Source organism: Collinsella sp. An271 (assembly GCF_002159695.1).
Classification (GTDB): Bacteria; Actinomycetota; Coriobacteriia; order Coriobacteriales; family Coriobacteriaceae; genus Collinsella; species Collinsella ihumii.
In genome coordinates, this window is record NZ_NFJE01000001.1 from 139,719 (window position 1) to 155,470 (window position 15,752).

Consider the following 15,752-nt stretch of genomic DNA (forward strand, 5'->3'; position numbering starts at 1 on the left):
TTACTCCTCGGTGGCCTCAGCCTCGGCGGCAGCAGCCTCAGCAGCACGCTTGGCCTCCTCGGCCTCCTTGGCAAGCTGCTTCTTGGACTTCTTGACCACGGTCTCGGTCTTGGGACCGGCCTCGGCGGCGCGAACGAGAGCGGCGACGGCGTCGGTGAGCTGAGCGCCCTTGGACTGCCAGTCGGCGATCTTCTCGAGGTCGAGGTTGATGGTCTTGGGGTTGGTCAGCGGGTTATAGCGGCCGACCTCCTCGATGAAGCGGCCGTCGCGGGGCGAACGGGCGTCGGCGACGACAACACGGTAGTACGGACGCTTGTGAGAACCGTGACGAGCGAGGCGGATCTTAACAGCCAATGAAAACTCCTCCATCTTATGCAGCACGTGCTGCACCAACAAACAAACAGTATGGAATAATACGCCAACAGCCCGAGCAGGTGAAGCCCGTGAGAGCGACTTCTTCGGTATGGCCGCAGGCAAATTCATATTTTGACCACTCAATCGAATAATGCAAGCCCTCCATGCAAAATCAAGATGAAACCGCTCGAAGTGAACTTTTGGGGACAGTCCCTTTTGATTCGCGATGGCGCATGTGCGCCATCGCGAATCAAAAGGGACTGTCCCCAAAAGTTCACTCGCACGGTATACTGAATCCATGAAAGGCGAACAGACATACGATTCCGAAGCGTTCGCCTCCGCGCTGTTCGGCGCCTGGAGGGGACCGGCTATCGGGTTGCTCGACCTCGATGCGTTCTTTGCAAGCGTGGAGCAGCTCGATCATCCCGAATGGCGCGGAAAGCCGGTCATCGTGGGCGGCAGCCCCGAGGAGCGGGGCGTGGTCTCGACGGCCTCCTATGAGGCGCGGCCCTATGGCGTGCACTCCGCCATGCCCTCCGCCCAGGCCAAACGGCTCTGCCCCCATGCGATCTGGACCCGGGGGCATTTCGATCGCTACCGTGAGATGAGCTCGAAGGTCATGGCGATCCTGTCCGACGAGACGCCGTTTGTGGACCAAGTCTCCATCGACGAGGCGTTTTTCGACATATCCCCGGGAAGGTACTCGTCCGAGAGCCCCGTGGAGATCTGCCGGCGCATCTCGCGACGCGTCAGCGAGCTCGGCGTGACGTGCTCGATCGGGCTCGGCTGCAACAAGACGGTGGCGAAGATCGCAAGCGAGCGCGACAAGCCGCGGGGCCTGACCGTCATCGTCCCCGGCACCGAAGAGGGATTTTTAGCCCCCTTGCCCGTCCGGGCCATGAGCGGCATCGGCAAGTCGGCGGAAGCGTCGCTAGCGCGCATCGGCATCCATACCCTCGGTCAGCTCGCGCGCGCCGACGTCCGCATCCTTCATCAGGTATTCGGCGTCAACGCGGAGATGATGCAGCTTCGCGCAGCCGGTAAAGAGCACAGCTCCGTAACCCCGATCGATGCGCCCGACGAGGTGAAATCGGTCAGCAACGAGCGGACCTTCGGCGAGGACCTGACCGATCGCGCCGACGTGAACGCCGCGATCGCCCTGCTCGGGGAGTCGGTCGGAAGGCGTCTTCGCAAGCGCGGGCTCGCGGGGCGCACCGTGACGCTCAAGCTCAAGTTCTCCTACGGCAAGGGCAGGACCATCCAGCGCAAGCTCCCCCATCCCACCGACGACGAGAACGTGTTCGTCCCCGTCGCTTTAGAGCTGCTCGATTCCATCTGGACGCCCGGCATGCATATCCGCCTGGCCGGCTTGGGCCTCAGCGACTTCGATATGTCGGGAGGCGTCCAGACGGACCTGTTCTGCCCGGTCGACGAGCGCGGCGTCCAGACCAGCGATCGGCGCGAGCTGTCCGTGACCATGGAGAAGGTGCGGGAGAAGTTCGGCAGGGACGCCGTAGGCTTCGGTCGCGCCGCCCGCTTCCACGACGCTGTCGTGCGCAGGGACAAGTAGCGCGGGGACCTTCCGGACGATGCGCATCCACGAAGGGCCCGCGGCACGAATAATGCAAGGGTTGCGCCAACTCAGAAAAAAGGCCGGCTCGTGGCCGGCCATGAATCAGTCCTCGTAACGGGTGATGGGTGCATCGCCCCAAAGCTTTTCCAGGCGATAGTACTCGCGCGCCTCGGGCGTGAAGACGTGCACGAGAACCGAGCCGTAATCCATGAGGATCCATGTGCCCTCCTCACGGCCCTCGATGGAGAACGGGTGCTCGCTGAACGCCTTGGCAACCTTCTCCTCAACCTCATCGACGATGGCGTCCACGAGACGGTTGTTCGAGCCGGTGGCGATCACGAAGTAGTCGCACACATCGGAAAGCTCGGTGAGGTCGAGGACGCAGACGTCCTCGCCCTTCTTATCGGAAGCCGCCTGGGCGGCGACGGCGGCAACCTCCGCCGCCTCGATACCGGAGGAAGAGGCGGAAGCGGCCGTGCGGTCGGAGGACAGGCCGAAGCCCTCGAGCATGGCGTCGGCGTCGGCCGCAGACGCGGCCTCGGGCGTATCGATGATCTCGGTGTCAGACATACCGTGCCTTTCTAGCGCGCCAATTCAAGCGCATAGTGGTTGTAGATGGTGATAGCCGTCGGATACAGATATCTCCTCGTATCAATAACATACACGAGACCGCCGGCAAAGCACTCAAAGAACAGATGCGCAAGATCGAGTTTTCCGACCTGGGCGCGAAGCCTCTCCGCGTACGCGCCCTTGCGCATGGGCTCGATGGCGTCTGCCACGAACACGACCATGTCGAGGTCGGTCATGTCCTCGGCGCCGACGGTGTGCCGTGCAATCGCCTGGAACACGCAGGGAGGCAGCTCCCCGAACAGCTGGGGAAGCTCGATCGCGGCGACGGGACCGTGCAGGAGGGCGACGCTGTTGGCGGGAGAGCCGGCGACCTCGATGCCGTACTGAGCGGCGCGCGCGAGCAGTTCGGCCTCGTCGAGCACCTTGTCCCAATCGTGCACAAGGCCCGCCGCCTCGGCGAGAAACGGATCCACACCGTAGGTCTCGGCAAGGGACGCCGCCGTGCGCGCGACGCCGAGCGAATGGTTCCGGCGCTTGCGGTGGTCGGCCATGCGAACGTCAAGCATCTCGCGCATGCGGGCAAGATACGCCTGACGGTCTTCGATCTCGTAGAACTCTGATGAGGACAAGGCCCCTCCTCTTTTCCTTACATCTTCGCCACGCCGTCGACGCGCTCGACGACATGCCTATTGTACAGGCCGTTTTTCCGGATATACCCGATGACGGACTCGCTCGTCAGATATCGCACGCTCTTTCCGCGGCTGACGCGCTCGCGGATGTTCGACGAGCTGATAGCGAGGGCCGGGATCTCGATGTAGCGGACATCGAAGGGCACGCCCGAGGCGGATATGCGGGAGCGCGCCGTATCGATATCGTACCCGGGGCGCGTCGCCGCGATGAACGTCGCGAGCTCGGCCATCTCGGATGCATCGTGCCAGGTGACGAGATCGGCCACGGCATCGGCGCCCGTGATAAAGAACAGCTTCACGTTGGCCGGGTAGTGCTCGCGCAGCGCACGAAGCGTATCGATCGTATAGGTGACACCCTCCCGGTCGATCTCGAAGCGACTCGCATCGAACGCCGTGTTCGCCGCGGTCGCCAGCACGGTCATGGCGTAGCGGTCCTCGGCATCGGTCACGTCGAGGTCCTGCTTGAACGCCGGCTTGCCCGCGGGCATGAAGAGCACGAGATCGAGCGCGAGCGCTTCGCGCGCCTGCTCGGCGGTGACCAGGTGCCCGTAATGGATGGGGTCGAAGGTGCCGCCCATGATGCCGAGACGGTACTCCCGCTCGGGGTCGGCACCCATCTCGGGCAGGCGCGGCAAAGCGCTTTGAACCATGTCGCTACTCCCCTGCCAGCTCGTCGTCCTCGTACTCCTCGTAGACGCTCTCGTCCGCCCCCTCGTAGGCAAAGGAGTACCCCGAGATGCGCACCTCGTCTCCGGCTTCGCAGCCCGCGTCCTCGAGCGCCTTGTCGACGCCGATGCGCGAGAGGCGATGCTGAAGGTAGATGACGGCCTCCTCGTTCTCCCAGTCGGTCTGCACGCAGAGGCGCTCGACGCCCGTGCCCATGACGCGCCAGATTCCAGGACCCTCGCCGACCACCTGGAACTGGCGGTCGCGCTGATGGCGCCTGCGCTCCCACAGCTCGCTGAAATCCTCGGTGGGCTCGTCGGTCTCGGCGAGCTCGCGGCGCAGCTCGGCAACGCGTTCGCCGACGGCGAGCATAAGGGTCTGCAAGCCGGCTCCGGTCAGCGCCGACACCGCGAAGAACTCATGGCCGTCTTCCAGCACCGCCTCCTTGAGGCGCGCGACGCGCTCGGTCATGCCGCTCATGTCGCACTTGTTGGCGACGACGATCTGCGGGCGCTCGGCAAGCGCGGAGGCGTATGCGGCCAGCTCGCTGTTGATGATGCGGTAGTCCTCGACGGGATCGCGGTCCTCAAAGCCGCCGGCGATGTCGATGACGTGCATGATGAGCGCCGTGCGCTCGATATGGCGCAGGAACTGGTGCCCCAGGCCGCGGCCCTCCGCGGCGCCCTCGATCAGGCCGGGGACGTCGGCGACGACATACGAGTAGTCGCCGGCGCGGACGACGCCGAGATTGGGCACGAGCGTGGTGAACGGGTAGTCGGCGATCTTGGGGCGGGCGGCGCTCATGCGCGCGATGAGCGACGACTTGCCGACGCTCGGCATGCCGACGAGCGCCGCGTCGGCCATGAGCTTCATCTCGAGCTCGATCCAGTGCTCCTCGGCGGGCTCGCCCTTCTCCGCGAACGCGGGGGCGCGCCTGGTCGGCGTCACGAAATGGGTGTTACCTCGTCCCCCGGTGCCGCCGGGAGCGACGATGACGCGCTCGCCGTCATGCGTGAGGTCCGCGATGTCGAACATGACCTCCTGCGTGTCGGGATCGAGCTCGCGGACGACGGTGCCCATGGGGACCTTGAGGATCAGGTCCTCACCGTTTTTGCCGTCACGCCTAGAACCCTGGCCGTGCGTGCCGCGCTCGGCACGGAAATGGTGCTTGAAGCGGTAGTCGATCAGCGAGGAGAGCTGCGCGTCCGCCTGGATGACGACGTTGCCGCCGCGACCGCCGTCGCCGCCGTCAGGACCCCCTTTGGGCACATAGGCCTCACGGCGAAACGACATGCAGCCGGCACCGCCGTCGCCGCCTTTGACGTTGATGCGGCAGATATCTGTGAACTGGGACATCGCGGCCCCCTTTCGGGTCGATCTATCGATGCGTAGGTGCGCCGCGCGCCCGCGCGGCAGAAGCTGACACCATGATAAAAGAAGACCCTTGGAACTCAGTCCAAGGGCCTCCCTGAGATGCGTGATAATGAAGGGCAGCGGTTACGCGGTGACCTCGGTCGGACGGACGCTGACGCGGTGCTTGATGCCACGCGTGTACTCGACGGTGCCGTCGACGAGAGCGAACAGGGTGTCATCCTTGCCGCGACCGACGTTGGCGCCCGGGTGGATGTGGGTGCCGCGCTGACGGACGAGGATGGTGCCGGACGTCACGACCTGGCCGGCATAACGCTTGCAGCCAAGACGCTGGCCGCGGGAGTCACGACCATTACGGGACGAACCAAGGCCCTTTTTGTGTGCCATGTTGAACTACCTTCTTTCTACAGTTCGCGACTGCGCTACTCAGCCGTGGCCTCGGTCTCGGCAGCCTTCTTGGCGCGCGAGGTGGCCTGGACCTTCGTGATCTTGATACGGGTCAGCTGCTGGCGATGGCCCTGGGTGCGACGATAGCGCTTACGCTTGTGGAACTTGAAGACAAGCACCTTCTCGCCCTTGAACTGCTCGACGATCTCAGCAGTGACCTTAGCCTTCGCAAGCTTGGCAGGATCCGTGATGATCTTCTTGCCATCGTTCAGGAAGAGCACGGGGAGCTCGATCTTGGTGCCGACCTCGCCCTCGATCTTCTCGACGTTCAGAACATCATCGGTGGCGACCTTATACTGCTTGCCGCCGGTTGAAACGATTGCGTACATTGTTTTGCCCTTCATGCATCAGTTAGTGCAACAGCCGAATATCCTAACAGGTGGTGTATTGCGCGTCAACAGAGCACGTCAAGATATGCCCTGCTAATTCACAAGGACGGCACAGACGAGACGGTCAGAGGAGCAGCGGGTGTCTCGTCGGTACGTATCGGACTCAAGAGGGATCCGTCAGAATCTTCAACGTACTGGGCAGTCCGGCAGATAGCATAGCGCGAAATCGCCGCCAAATCCTGGATTCCCGTCGAAACGATAGGACCTTCACGTTTAACCTGAGGTGTAAGGCTTCTATCGAGCGCCGCGAGCAGGATCTCGGGCCGCAAGGACCCCTCGTTGCTGATACGCGTGTCGAGGAGAAGCTCGATGCCCCCTCCCTCGAGGTCGACGCAGGTGAATCCGACGAGCGTTCCGGCAAGATCGAGCACCTTGCGCTTCTTGCCGCGGGCGTAGGGGATCTCGCCGAGCCCGACGATGCCGTCGAGAAGCGCACGGACCTCGTCGGCGTCGAATGAGAACCCGTCGGCGCGCGTCAGCTCGATGCGGTACATGGCGCGCGTGATCTCCGCGGTCAGCGCGGGGGCGCGGACGTCGAGGTAGCATGCGCGCTGCGCGGCCAGGTCCGCAGGGGCCGACGCCGTCAGACGGGCGAGCGCTTCTCCGGCCGGCACGTACTCCGTCATGAACAGGTCGAAGTACTCCGCCTCGGACGAGGTGCCCACCGGCAGCGCCGAGGTGACCCCCAGGCGCATATGGGGGGAGAAGCCCTGCGTGACCGCATAGGGCAGCTGGGCGCGCCGGACGATGCGCTCGAGGGTGTGGAGCACCTCGAGATGGCCGAGATAGGCCAGGCGCCCGCGTTTGACATATTCGGTGCGAAGCCTGAACAGGCTCGCGGCGTTGGGATCGCTCATGCGCGCTCACCTGCCAAGATGTTGTCTGCGTGCAGGGTCTGGCAGACGCCGCAGCCCGTGCAGGACGTGCGCGAGCAGTCTGCCGTGGTCGTGCCCTCGAGGGCCTTGCGGTACTCGCGGAGCAGGTACCCGCGCGAGACGCCGGGGCTCACATGCTCCCACGGCAGCCGGGCGTCCAGATCGAACGGCTCGGTCGCCACCTCGCGCAGGTCGATGCCCGCCTCCGCGGCAGCTTCCTCCCAGCGGGAGAGGTCGAACTGCTCGGTCCAGGCGTCGAAGCGCGCACCGCGCCTCCAGGCGCCCAAGATCACCGGCGCGATATCGCGTCCGCCGCGCGAGAGGACCGCCTCGAGCAGCGAGGTGTCGGCGTCATGGTAGTGCACGCGCACGGCGCGGTTGCGCACGCTGCGCAGAAGCAGCTGCTGGCGGCGCTTCACCTCGTCGTCGGGGGTCTGCGCGCACCACTGGAACGGCGTGGCGGCCTTGGGGATGAAGACCGAGCAGGAGATGGACACCGAGACGCCACCGCGCTGAGCAGGCGGAACGACTTCGCGGGCGATCTCATAGGTGCGGTCCGCGAGGTTCGCGATGGCCACGATATCCTCATCGGTCTCGCTGGGAAGCCCCATCATGAAGTAGAGCTTCACGCGGCGCCAGCCGGCCTCGAAGGCCGCGCGCGTCGCGCGCTCGAGGTCGTCCTCGGTGACGTTCTTGTTGATGACGTCGCGCAGACGCTGGCTTCCCGCCTCGGGCGCGAACGTCAGGCCGCCCTTCTTCTCCCCCGCCACCTGCAGCGCCATATCGATGCCGAAGGAGTCGAGGCGCTGGGAGGGTATGGAGATGCGGATGCCCGTGTCGGCAAGCCGGCGGTTCAGGCGGGAGAGGACCTCGGGGCAGCACGAATGGTCGGTGGTGGACAGCGAGGTCAGCGACACCTCATCGTACCCGGTCATCTCCAGGCCGCGCATCACCGCGGAGACGATCTGGTCGGGCGTGCGCTCGCGCACCGGGCGGTAGGTCATCCCCGCCTGGCAGAAACGGCAGCCGCGCGCGCAGCCGCGCAGGACCTCGATGGACAGGCGGTCGTGGACGAGCTGGGCGAAGGGGACCACGGATTGGGGAACCGGGTCGGTGGCGCCGAAATCGGCGACGACGCGCTTGTGGACGACCTCGGGAACATCCTCCCCTGAGCGCGGGACGGTATAGCCGTGCGGGGTGCAGGCCTCGTCGTGCCGCACCTCGTAGAGGCTGGGGACGTACGTGCCGGGGATCTTGGCGAGCTCGCGCAGGATCTCGAGGCGCGTGGCGCCCGCGTCGCGCAGGCGCTCGTGGGCGCGGCACACCTCGACGATGTGCTCCTCGCCCTCCCCGATCAGGAACGCATCGATGAAGGGGGCGAGCGGCTCGGGGTTGTAGACGGAAGGGCCGCCGGAGATCACCAGCGGGTCGTCCTCGCCGCGGTCGGCGGCGTGCAGCGGGATGCCCGCAAGATCGAGCGTCTCGAGCATGTTCGTGCAGGCCATCTCATGGGGAAGGTGCAGGCCCACGACATCGAACGACGACAGCGGCGCCGCGCCCTCGAGGGACAGCAGCGGCACGTCGGCCTCGCGCATGGCGTCCGCCATGTCGATCCAGGGAACGTATCCGCGCTCGCAGGAGATGCCCTCCTGCTCGTTCAGGACGGCGTACAGGATCGCGATGCCCTGGTTGGGCAGGCCGACCTCGTAGACGTCGGGATACACGAGGCAGACGCGGTAGTCCGCCTCGGCAGACGAGCGCGTACCCCACTCGTGATCGATATAGCGGCTCGGCTTCTCCACGCGCGCGAGCAGGGGCTCGAGCTCAGGGAAGCGGTTCTCGTACGGTGTTCTCACGCGACCTCCGGATTCCAGTCGGTATCGATGTCAGATGCATCCGCACCCGTTCCAGCGACCCCCGAAACGACGCTGCGCGCGCCGCTGACGATCTTGCCCATGAGGTCGTTGACGGGCGTGTAGTCGACATCGTGCTCGTAGACCGCCATGAGCGCACGGCCGATGGCGACGGTGCCTCCCGCGGCGACAAGGCCCTTGACGACAAACCCCATGCGCGGCACCTGCTTGGTCGCCGCGCGCGCGGCGGCGCGCAGGATGAGCCCGGAACCGAGGACGCCCGCGACCTCGTAGGCGCGCTCGATGCGCAGCGGCTTGCCGAACACGGAGGCGAGGTCCAGCAGCATGCCGATCTGGGCGAGCGTCATGACCGGATAGTCGGCGCCGGGAATGAAGACGAGCGCGCCGGTGGCGAGGTTCGTCAGGGCGCAGGAGGTGATGATGCGGTTGGACGCGGCGACGCGCATGAAGGCGAAATTGGAGGCGAACGCCGTCATCTTCTCGGTGCGGTCGAGGATCCAGCGCGCGAGCGTCTCGAGCAGATGCGTCTTGTTCGTGGACGCGATCATGCCGAGCATGGGCGTGTCGGCCTGGATGAAAGGCGCCTCGACGCTGGACTCGCACACCACGACGGTCGGCGCGCCGGCGACCACGATCGCCTGGACCGCAGCCTGCAGATCGGCCGAACCGCACGTCAGCACGATGGAGATGTCCGTATCGGACTTGACGGACGTGGAGCCGGCGGAAAGCCTGGAGACGCGCACGATGGCGGACGTCGTCTGGGGAACGAAGGCCTCGCGGATCGTATCGATCAGAAACGGCGTCGCCGTGTCGTCGACGAAAACCGATACGCGCACCGGCTCATCGGAATCACGCAGGGTCGACACCCCCATCTTGAGCGCCTCTCCGATTCGATTGATGGGAAGGTGCATGCTTAAACCTCCTTATTGGTCTAGGCGGCCTTTGAGCGGGTACGCCAAATGGACTGGACGATGCCGACGTTGGCCATCTGCATGAGCATGGAGCTCGAGCCAAAGCTGATGAACGGCAGCGGGATGCCGGTGATGGGCATCAGGCCGATGCACATGCCGATGTTCTCGAGGATCTGGAACAGCCAGATGCCCACGATGCCGACGGCGGCCAGCTTCAAGAATAGCGAATCGGTGCGATAGGCGACGCGGATAGTGGAGAAGATGAGGACCGCGAACAGGGCGAGCAGGATGAGCGCGCCCACGAAGCCGAACTCCTCGGAGAGCAGCGCGAACACGAAGTCGGTGTGCGCTTCGGGCAAGAAGCCCTCGCCCGCCTGCGAGGCCGCGCCGATGCCCTTGCCGAAAAAGCCGCCGGAGCCGACCGCGATGAGGGACTGCATGAGGTTGTAGCCGGCGCCGGAAGTGTCGGCGGTGGGGTCGATGAAGACGAGCAGGCGGTTCATCTGGTACTGCTTCAGCAGCATGTCACGGCCGAAGATGCTGTCGACCACGGAGTCCGCGGCAAGGAGCAGCGCGACCAGGCCGATGAGGATCGCTATGGTCGACAGGACCCATTCCTTCTTGGGACCGCTCATCATGATGACGACGGCACCCGAGAAAAACACCACGAGTCCGCTGCCGAGGTCGCCGGCAAGCAGGATGCAGCCGAAGGGCACCGCGAGCATGCCGCAGAGCTTGACGTATTCGCGCACCGAGTCGATCTGGCCGTTGTACTGCGCGCCGAGCGCCGAGATGATGAATACCGTGAGGATCTTCGCAAGCTCGACGGGCTGGAACGTGAGGCCGATGAACGGGATCTGGATCCATCCGGTCATGCCCATGGCGTTATAGGACAGGCCGGGGATATAGGGAGAGAAGATGATCGCGATGTCGAGGACGAGCAGCGCGGTCGAAAGGTTCGCAAACCCCCGGAAATCGAACTTCCAGCATATGATGCCGAGGACGGCTCCCAAGCCGATACCGAGCAGATGACGCGAGAAGGACGCGTCGGCGATGGTGAGCGAGGCGGTCCAGATGACGACCGCTCCGTAGGCGATCAGGGCGATCGCAGAAAGCAGCACGGGGATGTTGATGGAGCGCTGAAACGAGCCGCGGGTCGCCGTCAGCGACTTGTTCACGCGCTTCAGGGATTCGGTTGAGGTGGCAGCCTGAGCCATAGTCCCTCCTTACTCGTTAGCGTGAGCCGTCGCCGGCGGTGGCGGCCGCCGTATCGGGCTGGTCGTATATGGCGCCGAGCACGTCGCGCACGCCGTACAGCGAGGAGTTGGAGCCGAAGCCGCCCTGCTCGACGAGGCAGGCGACGACGTATTTCGGGTTGTCGGCGGGCGCATAGGCAACAAACCAGCCGTAGTCGTCCTCACCGGTCTTCTGGCCGGTGCCCGACTTTCCCGCGACCGTCACGCTCAGGTTCGTGAAGTGGGAGGCCTGGGACGCGGACTCCTCGTAGATGACGCCGACAAGGCCGTCTTGCACGAGGTCGAGATCGGACTGCTGGCGGAACTCGCCCGTCAGGCGCTCCCTGGGCTCGTAGGTCACCGCGTCTCCCGAGCCGTCGCGGCTGACGGCGGACAGGAACACATGCGGCACGAACTCCTTGCCTCCGTTGGCGATGCCCGCGTAGGCGCAGGCGATCTGCAGGGGCGTCACGAGGATGTCGCCCTGGCCGATGACGATGTTGCACATGTCTCCGGGGTTCCAGGTGCGGTCGGCATCCTCCCAGTTGGAGAAGTAGTCGTACTTCCACTGCGCATCGGGGACGCGCCCGGAGCTCTCGCCGGGCAGGTCGACGCCCGTCGACTCTCCGAAGCCCCAGCGGCGGAACACCTCCTGCAGGCCCTCGGAGTTGTTCTCGGAGTAGTAGAAGCCCTTGCCGATCTCGTAGAACACCGTGTCGCACGACATGACGATGCCGTTGCGCAGGTTAATGGTGCCGTGGCCCGAGTGGTCCCAGCACCAGCGGCCGTTGCCCTCGCCCATGCCGGTCCACCAGCCCACGCAGTCGGTCGTCTGCGTCGAGGTGAAGATGTCGTACTCCAGCGCGGCGAGCGAGGAGAAGGGCTTGATGGTCGATGCGGACATGTACTCGCCGGCGATGGCGCGATTGATCATGGGGTGGCCGCCGTCGTCGCTGTTGAGCGCGCTCCAGTCGTCGTTGGACACGCCGCCGATGAAGACGGACGGGTCGAACTTGGGCGCGCTCGCCATGCCGAGGATCTCGCCGTTCGTGCAGTCGAGGCACACGCAGGCGCCGCGGGTACCGTTCTCGTTCCCGAACTGCTTGGCCATCTCCATGGCGTGCTGGAGGCCGTCCTCGCACGCCTGCTGGATCTTGAGGTCGAGGGTGAGCTTGATGTCGCTGCCGGGCTCGGGGGGCACGGCGCCGGTGGAGCCGGTCACGTTGCCCGAGGCGTCGACCTGGACGGTCTGCTCACCTCGGATGCCCTGCAGAAGGCTCTCGTATTGGATCTCGACGCCCGCCTGGCCGACGATATCGCCCGATTCGTAGGTGATGGTCCCGGGCGACTCCTCGCCGGCCTCCTGCGCCTCCTGCTGTGCGGCCAGCTGCTCTTGCGTAATCGTGCCCGTGTAGCCGAGCACGTGCGCGGCGAGTTCGCCGTGGGGGTACAGGCGCTCGGTGCGCTCGACAACCTCGACGCCGGCGAAATCCGCCGGATGCTCCTGGATGTAGGCGACCGTGGAGCGGCGCACGTCGGAGGCGATGGTGTGCAGGCTCTGCGCCCCCTGGTTGTAATCCTGGATGTTGCGGCGCACCGCGATGTAGGGCATGCCGAGGACGTTGGCGAGGTGACGGACCAAGACGGTGTCGTCGGCAAGGTCGCGGTAGGCGGCGACCGTCAGGCTCGCGCGGTTCGTGACCAGCGGCTCCCCGTTGCGGTCGAGGATGCGCCCGCGCGGGGCGGGCGTGGTGACGGTTCGGGTCTGGTTCTGGACGGCGAGCTCCTCGTAGTAATCCGAGGAGACCATCTGCATGCTCCACAGCTTAGCGATGATGGTGGTGAAGATCGCGCCCGCTCCGGCGGCGAGCATGGTGAAACGGCCCTTGAACGCCGTTCCCTGGGTGTTGCCCTCCCCTTCCGTGGCGCGCGGCCGCGTGCCGTGCTGGGTGTCATAGGTGAATTTGCCGCCGGCGCTCCTCAGATACAGCAGCGATGCGATGATCACGACGAAGAGGATGATTCCGGCGATGATGACAACGATCTGCGCATCCATCGCGAGGTCTCCTTACTTCAGTACCTTGTAGCGCGTATTGCGGCCGGGACGCGTGCGGGCCGAGAACCCGCGCTGGGAGGACCCGGATCCGCTCGCCATGAGAAAGAGCACGGCGACGAGGGCGTCGAGCACGGTCGAGGCGATCCCGTGCCCGAAGAGCGCCCAGATCAAATCGGTCTGCACGCCCATGAGAAACAGGCAGAGCCCGTAGAGAAGGTTGACGGCCATGATCGCGATGACGGCGAAGCGCACCGATTCGCGCGTGAAGCCGCCGAGGGCGCCATGCGCCGCGGAGGATACGCCGAAGCTCGTGACCGTCAGCAGCAAGGACATGAGGCCCACGGGAGCCGACGAGGTCAGGTCGAAAAACAGGCCGGAGAAGAACCCGATGAACACGGCGCTGTGCGGCTCGAAGGTGAGCGAGAGCACGATGGCGAGCGCCAGCATGAAGTTGACGGTGCCGCCCGCAATGCTGATCTGCGGGGCGAAGGCGATCTGCAGAAGGACGGCCACGACGGCGAGGGCGCGATAGCGCGAGGGCGAATAGGAAGATTCTCTCAGTTGCATCGTCGCGCCTCCCTACTCTTCAGTCGATCTGTCCGTGGTATCTGAGCTATCTTGCCCGTCCGTGGAGCCATCTTCCCCTGTCTTGTCGGACTCCTGAGAATCACCATCGCCCGTGCTCGTCTGGACGCTATCGATGTCGTTGGCGGCGGCGATGTCCTCGTCGGTGGCGCGCTGGTCGTCGGACAACGCGGTGATGACGAGCACCTCCTCGTTGTTCTCGGTCGATGCGCTCGTGCGCACGACGATGTCGTAGTACACGTCGTTGTCGCGCCGCTCGACCGAGGAGACGGTGCCCAAAGGCAGGCCCTTGGGGAAGACGCCGCCGAGTCCGGAGGTGATGACGATGTCGCCCACCTGGACGTCGTAGTCAGTCGAAACGTATTCGAGCCGCAGGCTGCCGTCGGCCTGGCCGCGCAGCATGCCCTGAGCCCGAGAGCTCTGGACCATGGCGGACACGCCGGACGTCTCGTCGTTGATGAGCAGGACCGTGGAGGAAGACAGCGCGACCTCGGTGATCTGGCCGATGACGCCGTAGGCGTTGCAGACGGGCATGCCGATCTCGAAGCCGTCGAGAGATCCCTTGTCGATGGTGACGGTCTGCGACCACGCGTCGGAGGAGCCGCCGATGATGCGCGCCGCGGTAGACTGCAGGTTGTAGGTCGACTGCAGGCCAAGCAGGCCCTCGAGCCGCTCGGCGGTCTCCTTGGCCTCCGCAAGCTGGGCGACCTGCCCGGTCAGCTCGGCGTTCTGCTGCTTGAGGTCGCTCAAGGTCTCCTGCGACGCCGTAAGGTTGGAGAAGATGTTGCCGAGGGCGTTGAACGGGGAGGCGACGACTGAGCCGACGTAGCGCACGGGGCTCGTGGCGGTGACGACGCCGGAGCGGACGGCGTGGATGGGCCCCGTCTCTCCCTCACGGATGTAGAACGTGAGCAGCAGGACCGACAGCACGCAAAAAACAATCAACGGGGCGAGTCCCGTTGATTGCTTCTTCGTATTCAAATGGGATGATGGGTACTTCTGAGTACGGGGCAAACGAAGTCAACCTTCCGACGTTAAGCGTTGCTCTGAACAAATCCGCCATCGAACGCGTTGGCCTCAAGCACGCGCGCGCAACCGTTCACGACGTTGTCGAGGGCGGTCGGGCTCACGTTGACGGCGACGCCGGTCTCATCGCGCAGCCGAACGTCGAGACCGCGCAGCAGCGCACCGCCGCCGGTCAGCAAGATGCCGTAGTACATGAGGTCGCTTGCCAGGTCGGGCGGCGTGGCGTCGAGCGCCTCCTTGACCGCCTTGGTCATCTCGTCGAGCGGCTTGTTGAGGGCGCGGCGGATCTCCTCGCTCTCGATGCGCACCGTCTTGGGAAGACCGGAGATGACGTCGCGACCGTTGACCTCGACGTCGAGCTCGTCTTTGAGCGGCACGGCGGAACCGACCTTGATCTTGATATCCTCGGCCGTGCGCTCGCCGATGGCGAGATTGTAGGCGTCGCGGACGTGGGACAGGATCGCCTGGTCGAACTCGTCACCCGCGATGCGGATGGACTGGGACACGACGATGCCGCCCATGGCGATCACGGCGACCTCGGTCGTGCCGCCGCCGATGTCCACGACCATGGAGCCGGTGGGCTCTTCGACGGGCAGGTCGGCGCCGATGGCTGCTGCCATCGGCTCCTCGATGAGGTATGCCTGGCGCGCGCCGGCCGAGATCGTGGCCTCGAAGACCGCGCGCTTCTCGACGCTCGTCACGCCGGACGGCACGCACACGACGACGCGCGGACGGGGCGTCCAAGGATAGCGCTTCTCGCTCGCCTTGTCGATGAAGTAGCGCAGCATGGCCTCGGTCACGTCGAAGTCGGCGATGACGCCGTCCTTCAGGGGTCTGACGGCGACGATATTGCCCGGCGTGCGGCCGAGCATGCGCTTGGCGTCGATGCCGACGGCCAAGATGCGCTCGTCGTTCTTATCGATGGCGACGACGGACGGCTCGCGGATGACGATGCCTTTGCCGCGCACGGATACCAGCGTGTTGGCCGTGCCCAGGTCAATAGCGAGGTCTCCCCCGTACTGACCAAATAACATGTCCATCAAAGAAAACAAAACCGCTCCTGTAGGTCTTGTGGTACGTGCAGTGCCGTGGCACACGTTGTATGAAGTGTAGTGCAGAGCGGCGCGTGCT

Annotated in this window: 16 protein-coding genes; 1 reads left to right on the plus strand and 15 read right to left on the minus strand. The window is 65.1% G+C overall.

Annotation, left to right across the window (positions count from 1 at the left end):
• Complete coding sequence (gene rpsP, locus B5F74_RS00605) at window positions 1–354, minus strand: 30S ribosomal protein S16 (RefSeq protein ID WP_066832190.1); 354 nt, start codon at window positions 352–354, stop codon at window positions 1–3.
• A 298-nt stretch (window positions 355–652) separates the two neighbouring features.
• Between rpsP and dinB the strand changes: the two genes are divergently transcribed.
• Window positions 653–1,924, plus strand: a complete 1,272-nt coding sequence (gene dinB, locus B5F74_RS00610; protein WP_087199158.1) for a DNA polymerase IV — start codon at window positions 653–655, stop codon at window positions 1,922–1,924.
• Between the two features lie 105 nt (window positions 1,925–2,029).
• Here dinB and rsfS read toward each other — a convergent pair whose 3' ends face one another.
• From rsfS to B5F74_RS00680, 14 genes are all read right to left on the minus strand, one after another.
• Window positions 2,030–2,437 (minus strand): ribosome silencing factor, encoded by a 408-nt coding sequence (rsfS, locus tag B5F74_RS00615; RefSeq protein WP_187119131.1) that lies wholly within the window; start codon window positions 2,435–2,437, stop codon window positions 2,030–2,032.
• 71 nt (window positions 2,438–2,508) lie between these two features.
• The gene (gene yqeK, locus B5F74_RS00620) at window positions 2,509–3,126 is read right to left on the minus strand and encodes a bis(5'-nucleosyl)-tetraphosphatase (symmetrical) YqeK (protein WP_343217532.1); all 618 of its coding nucleotides are present in this window, start codon (window positions 3,124–3,126) and stop codon (window positions 2,509–2,511) included.
• A 17-nt stretch (window positions 3,127–3,143) separates the two neighbouring features.
• Window positions 3,144–3,836, minus strand: a complete 693-nt coding sequence (nadD, locus tag B5F74_RS00625; protein ID WP_066832201.1) for a nicotinate-nucleotide adenylyltransferase — start codon at window positions 3,834–3,836, stop codon at window positions 3,144–3,146.
• Between the two features lie 4 nt (window positions 3,837–3,840).
• Entirely contained in the window at window positions 3,841–5,208 is a 1,368-nt protein-coding gene (obgE, locus tag B5F74_RS00630; RefSeq protein ID WP_066832203.1) for a GTPase ObgE, read from the minus strand.
• Between the two features lie 141 nt (window positions 5,209–5,349).
• The gene (rpmA, locus tag B5F74_RS00635; RefSeq protein WP_087199162.1) at window positions 5,350–5,610 is read right to left on the minus strand and encodes a 50S ribosomal protein L27; all 261 of its coding nucleotides are present in this window, start codon (window positions 5,608–5,610) and stop codon (window positions 5,350–5,352) included.
• A 35-nt stretch (window positions 5,611–5,645) separates the two neighbouring features.
• The gene (gene rplU, locus B5F74_RS00640; RefSeq protein ID WP_066832210.1) at window positions 5,646–5,999 is read right to left on the minus strand and encodes a 50S ribosomal protein L21; all 354 of its coding nucleotides are present in this window, start codon (window positions 5,997–5,999) and stop codon (window positions 5,646–5,648) included.
• Between the two features lie 98 nt (window positions 6,000–6,097).
• Window positions 6,098–6,916 carry a TIGR03936 family radical SAM-associated protein gene (locus B5F74_RS00645; protein WP_087199164.1) on the minus strand — a complete coding sequence of 273 codons (819 nt, stop codon included), beginning with the start codon at window positions 6,914–6,916 and terminating at the stop codon, window positions 6,098–6,100.
• Complete coding sequence (locus B5F74_RS00650; protein WP_087199165.1) at window positions 6,913–8,790, minus strand: TIGR03960 family B12-binding radical SAM protein; 1,878 nt, start codon at window positions 8,788–8,790, stop codon at window positions 6,913–6,915. Before B5F74_RS00650 ends, B5F74_RS00645 begins: the two co-directional genes overlap by 4 nt.
• The gene (locus B5F74_RS00655) at window positions 8,787–9,719 is read right to left on the minus strand and encodes a hypothetical protein (protein WP_066832219.1); all 933 of its coding nucleotides are present in this window, start codon (window positions 9,717–9,719) and stop codon (window positions 8,787–8,789) included. Before B5F74_RS00655 ends, B5F74_RS00650 begins: the two co-directional genes overlap by 4 nt.
• A 20-nt stretch (window positions 9,720–9,739) precedes the next feature.
• On the minus strand, window positions 9,740–10,936 hold the full coding sequence (locus B5F74_RS00660; RefSeq protein ID WP_087199167.1) for an FtsW/RodA/SpoVE family cell cycle protein: 1,197 nt from the start codon (window positions 10,934–10,936) through the stop codon (window positions 9,740–9,742).
• 16 nt (window positions 10,937–10,952) lie between these two features.
• Window positions 10,953–13,010, minus strand: a complete 2,058-nt coding sequence (gene mrdA / locus B5F74_RS00665) for a penicillin-binding protein 2 (protein WP_087199168.1) — start codon at window positions 13,008–13,010, stop codon at window positions 10,953–10,955.
• 12 nt (window positions 13,011–13,022) lie between these two features.
• Complete coding sequence (locus tag B5F74_RS00670; protein ID WP_087199170.1) at window positions 13,023–13,577, minus strand: hypothetical protein; 555 nt, start codon at window positions 13,575–13,577, stop codon at window positions 13,023–13,025.
• A 12-nt stretch (window positions 13,578–13,589) separates the two neighbouring features.
• The gene (gene mreC / locus B5F74_RS00675) at window positions 13,590–14,540 is read right to left on the minus strand and encodes a rod shape-determining protein MreC (RefSeq protein ID WP_087199172.1); all 951 of its coding nucleotides are present in this window, start codon (window positions 14,538–14,540) and stop codon (window positions 13,590–13,592) included.
• Window positions 14,541–14,629: 89 nt separating this feature from the next.
• Window positions 14,630–15,661, minus strand: a complete 1,032-nt coding sequence (locus B5F74_RS00680) for a rod shape-determining protein (protein WP_066832225.1) — start codon at window positions 15,659–15,661, stop codon at window positions 14,630–14,632.
• Between the last annotated feature and the right edge of the window lie 91 nt (window positions 15,662–15,752).

Coding starts and splice junctions, on each gene's coding strand:
- mrdA (WP_087199168.1), bottom strand. CDS start 13,010: ATGGATGCGCAGATCGTTGTCATCATCGCCGGAATCATCCTCTTCGTC.
- B5F74_RS00655 (WP_066832219.1), bottom strand. CDS start 9,719: ATGCACCTTCCCATCAATCGAATCGGAGAGGCGCTCAAGATGGGGGTG.
- obgE (WP_066832203.1), bottom strand. CDS start 5,208: ATGTCCCAGTTCACAGATATCTGCCGCATCAACGTCAAAGGCGGCGAC.
- B5F74_RS00680 (WP_066832225.1), bottom strand. CDS start 15,661: ATGGACATGTTATTTGGTCAGTACGGGGGAGACCTCGCTATTGACCTG.
- B5F74_RS00660 (WP_087199167.1), bottom strand. CDS start 10,936: ATGGCTCAGGCTGCCACCTCAACCGAATCCCTGAAGCGCGTGAACAAG.
- B5F74_RS00645 (WP_087199164.1), bottom strand. CDS start 6,916: ATGAGCGATCCCAACGCCGCGAGCCTGTTCAGGCTTCGCACCGAATAT.
- rpmA (WP_087199162.1), bottom strand. CDS start 5,610: ATGGCACACAAAAAGGGCCTTGGTTCGTCCCGTAATGGTCGTGACTCC.
- dinB (WP_087199158.1), top strand. CDS start 653: ATGAAAGGCGAACAGACATACGATTCCGAAGCGTTCGCCTCCGCGCTG.
- B5F74_RS00670 (WP_087199170.1), bottom strand. CDS start 13,577: ATGCAACTGAGAGAATCTTCCTATTCGCCCTCGCGCTATCGCGCCCTC.
- nadD (WP_066832201.1), bottom strand. CDS start 3,836: ATGGTTCAAAGCGCTTTGCCGCGCCTGCCCGAGATGGGTGCCGACCCC.
- rsfS (WP_187119131.1), bottom strand. CDS start 2,437: ATGCTCGAGGGCTTCGGCCTGTCCTCCGACCGCACGGCCGCTTCCGCC.
- rplU (WP_066832210.1), bottom strand. CDS start 5,999: ATGTACGCAATCGTTTCAACCGGCGGCAAGCAGTATAAGGTCGCCACC.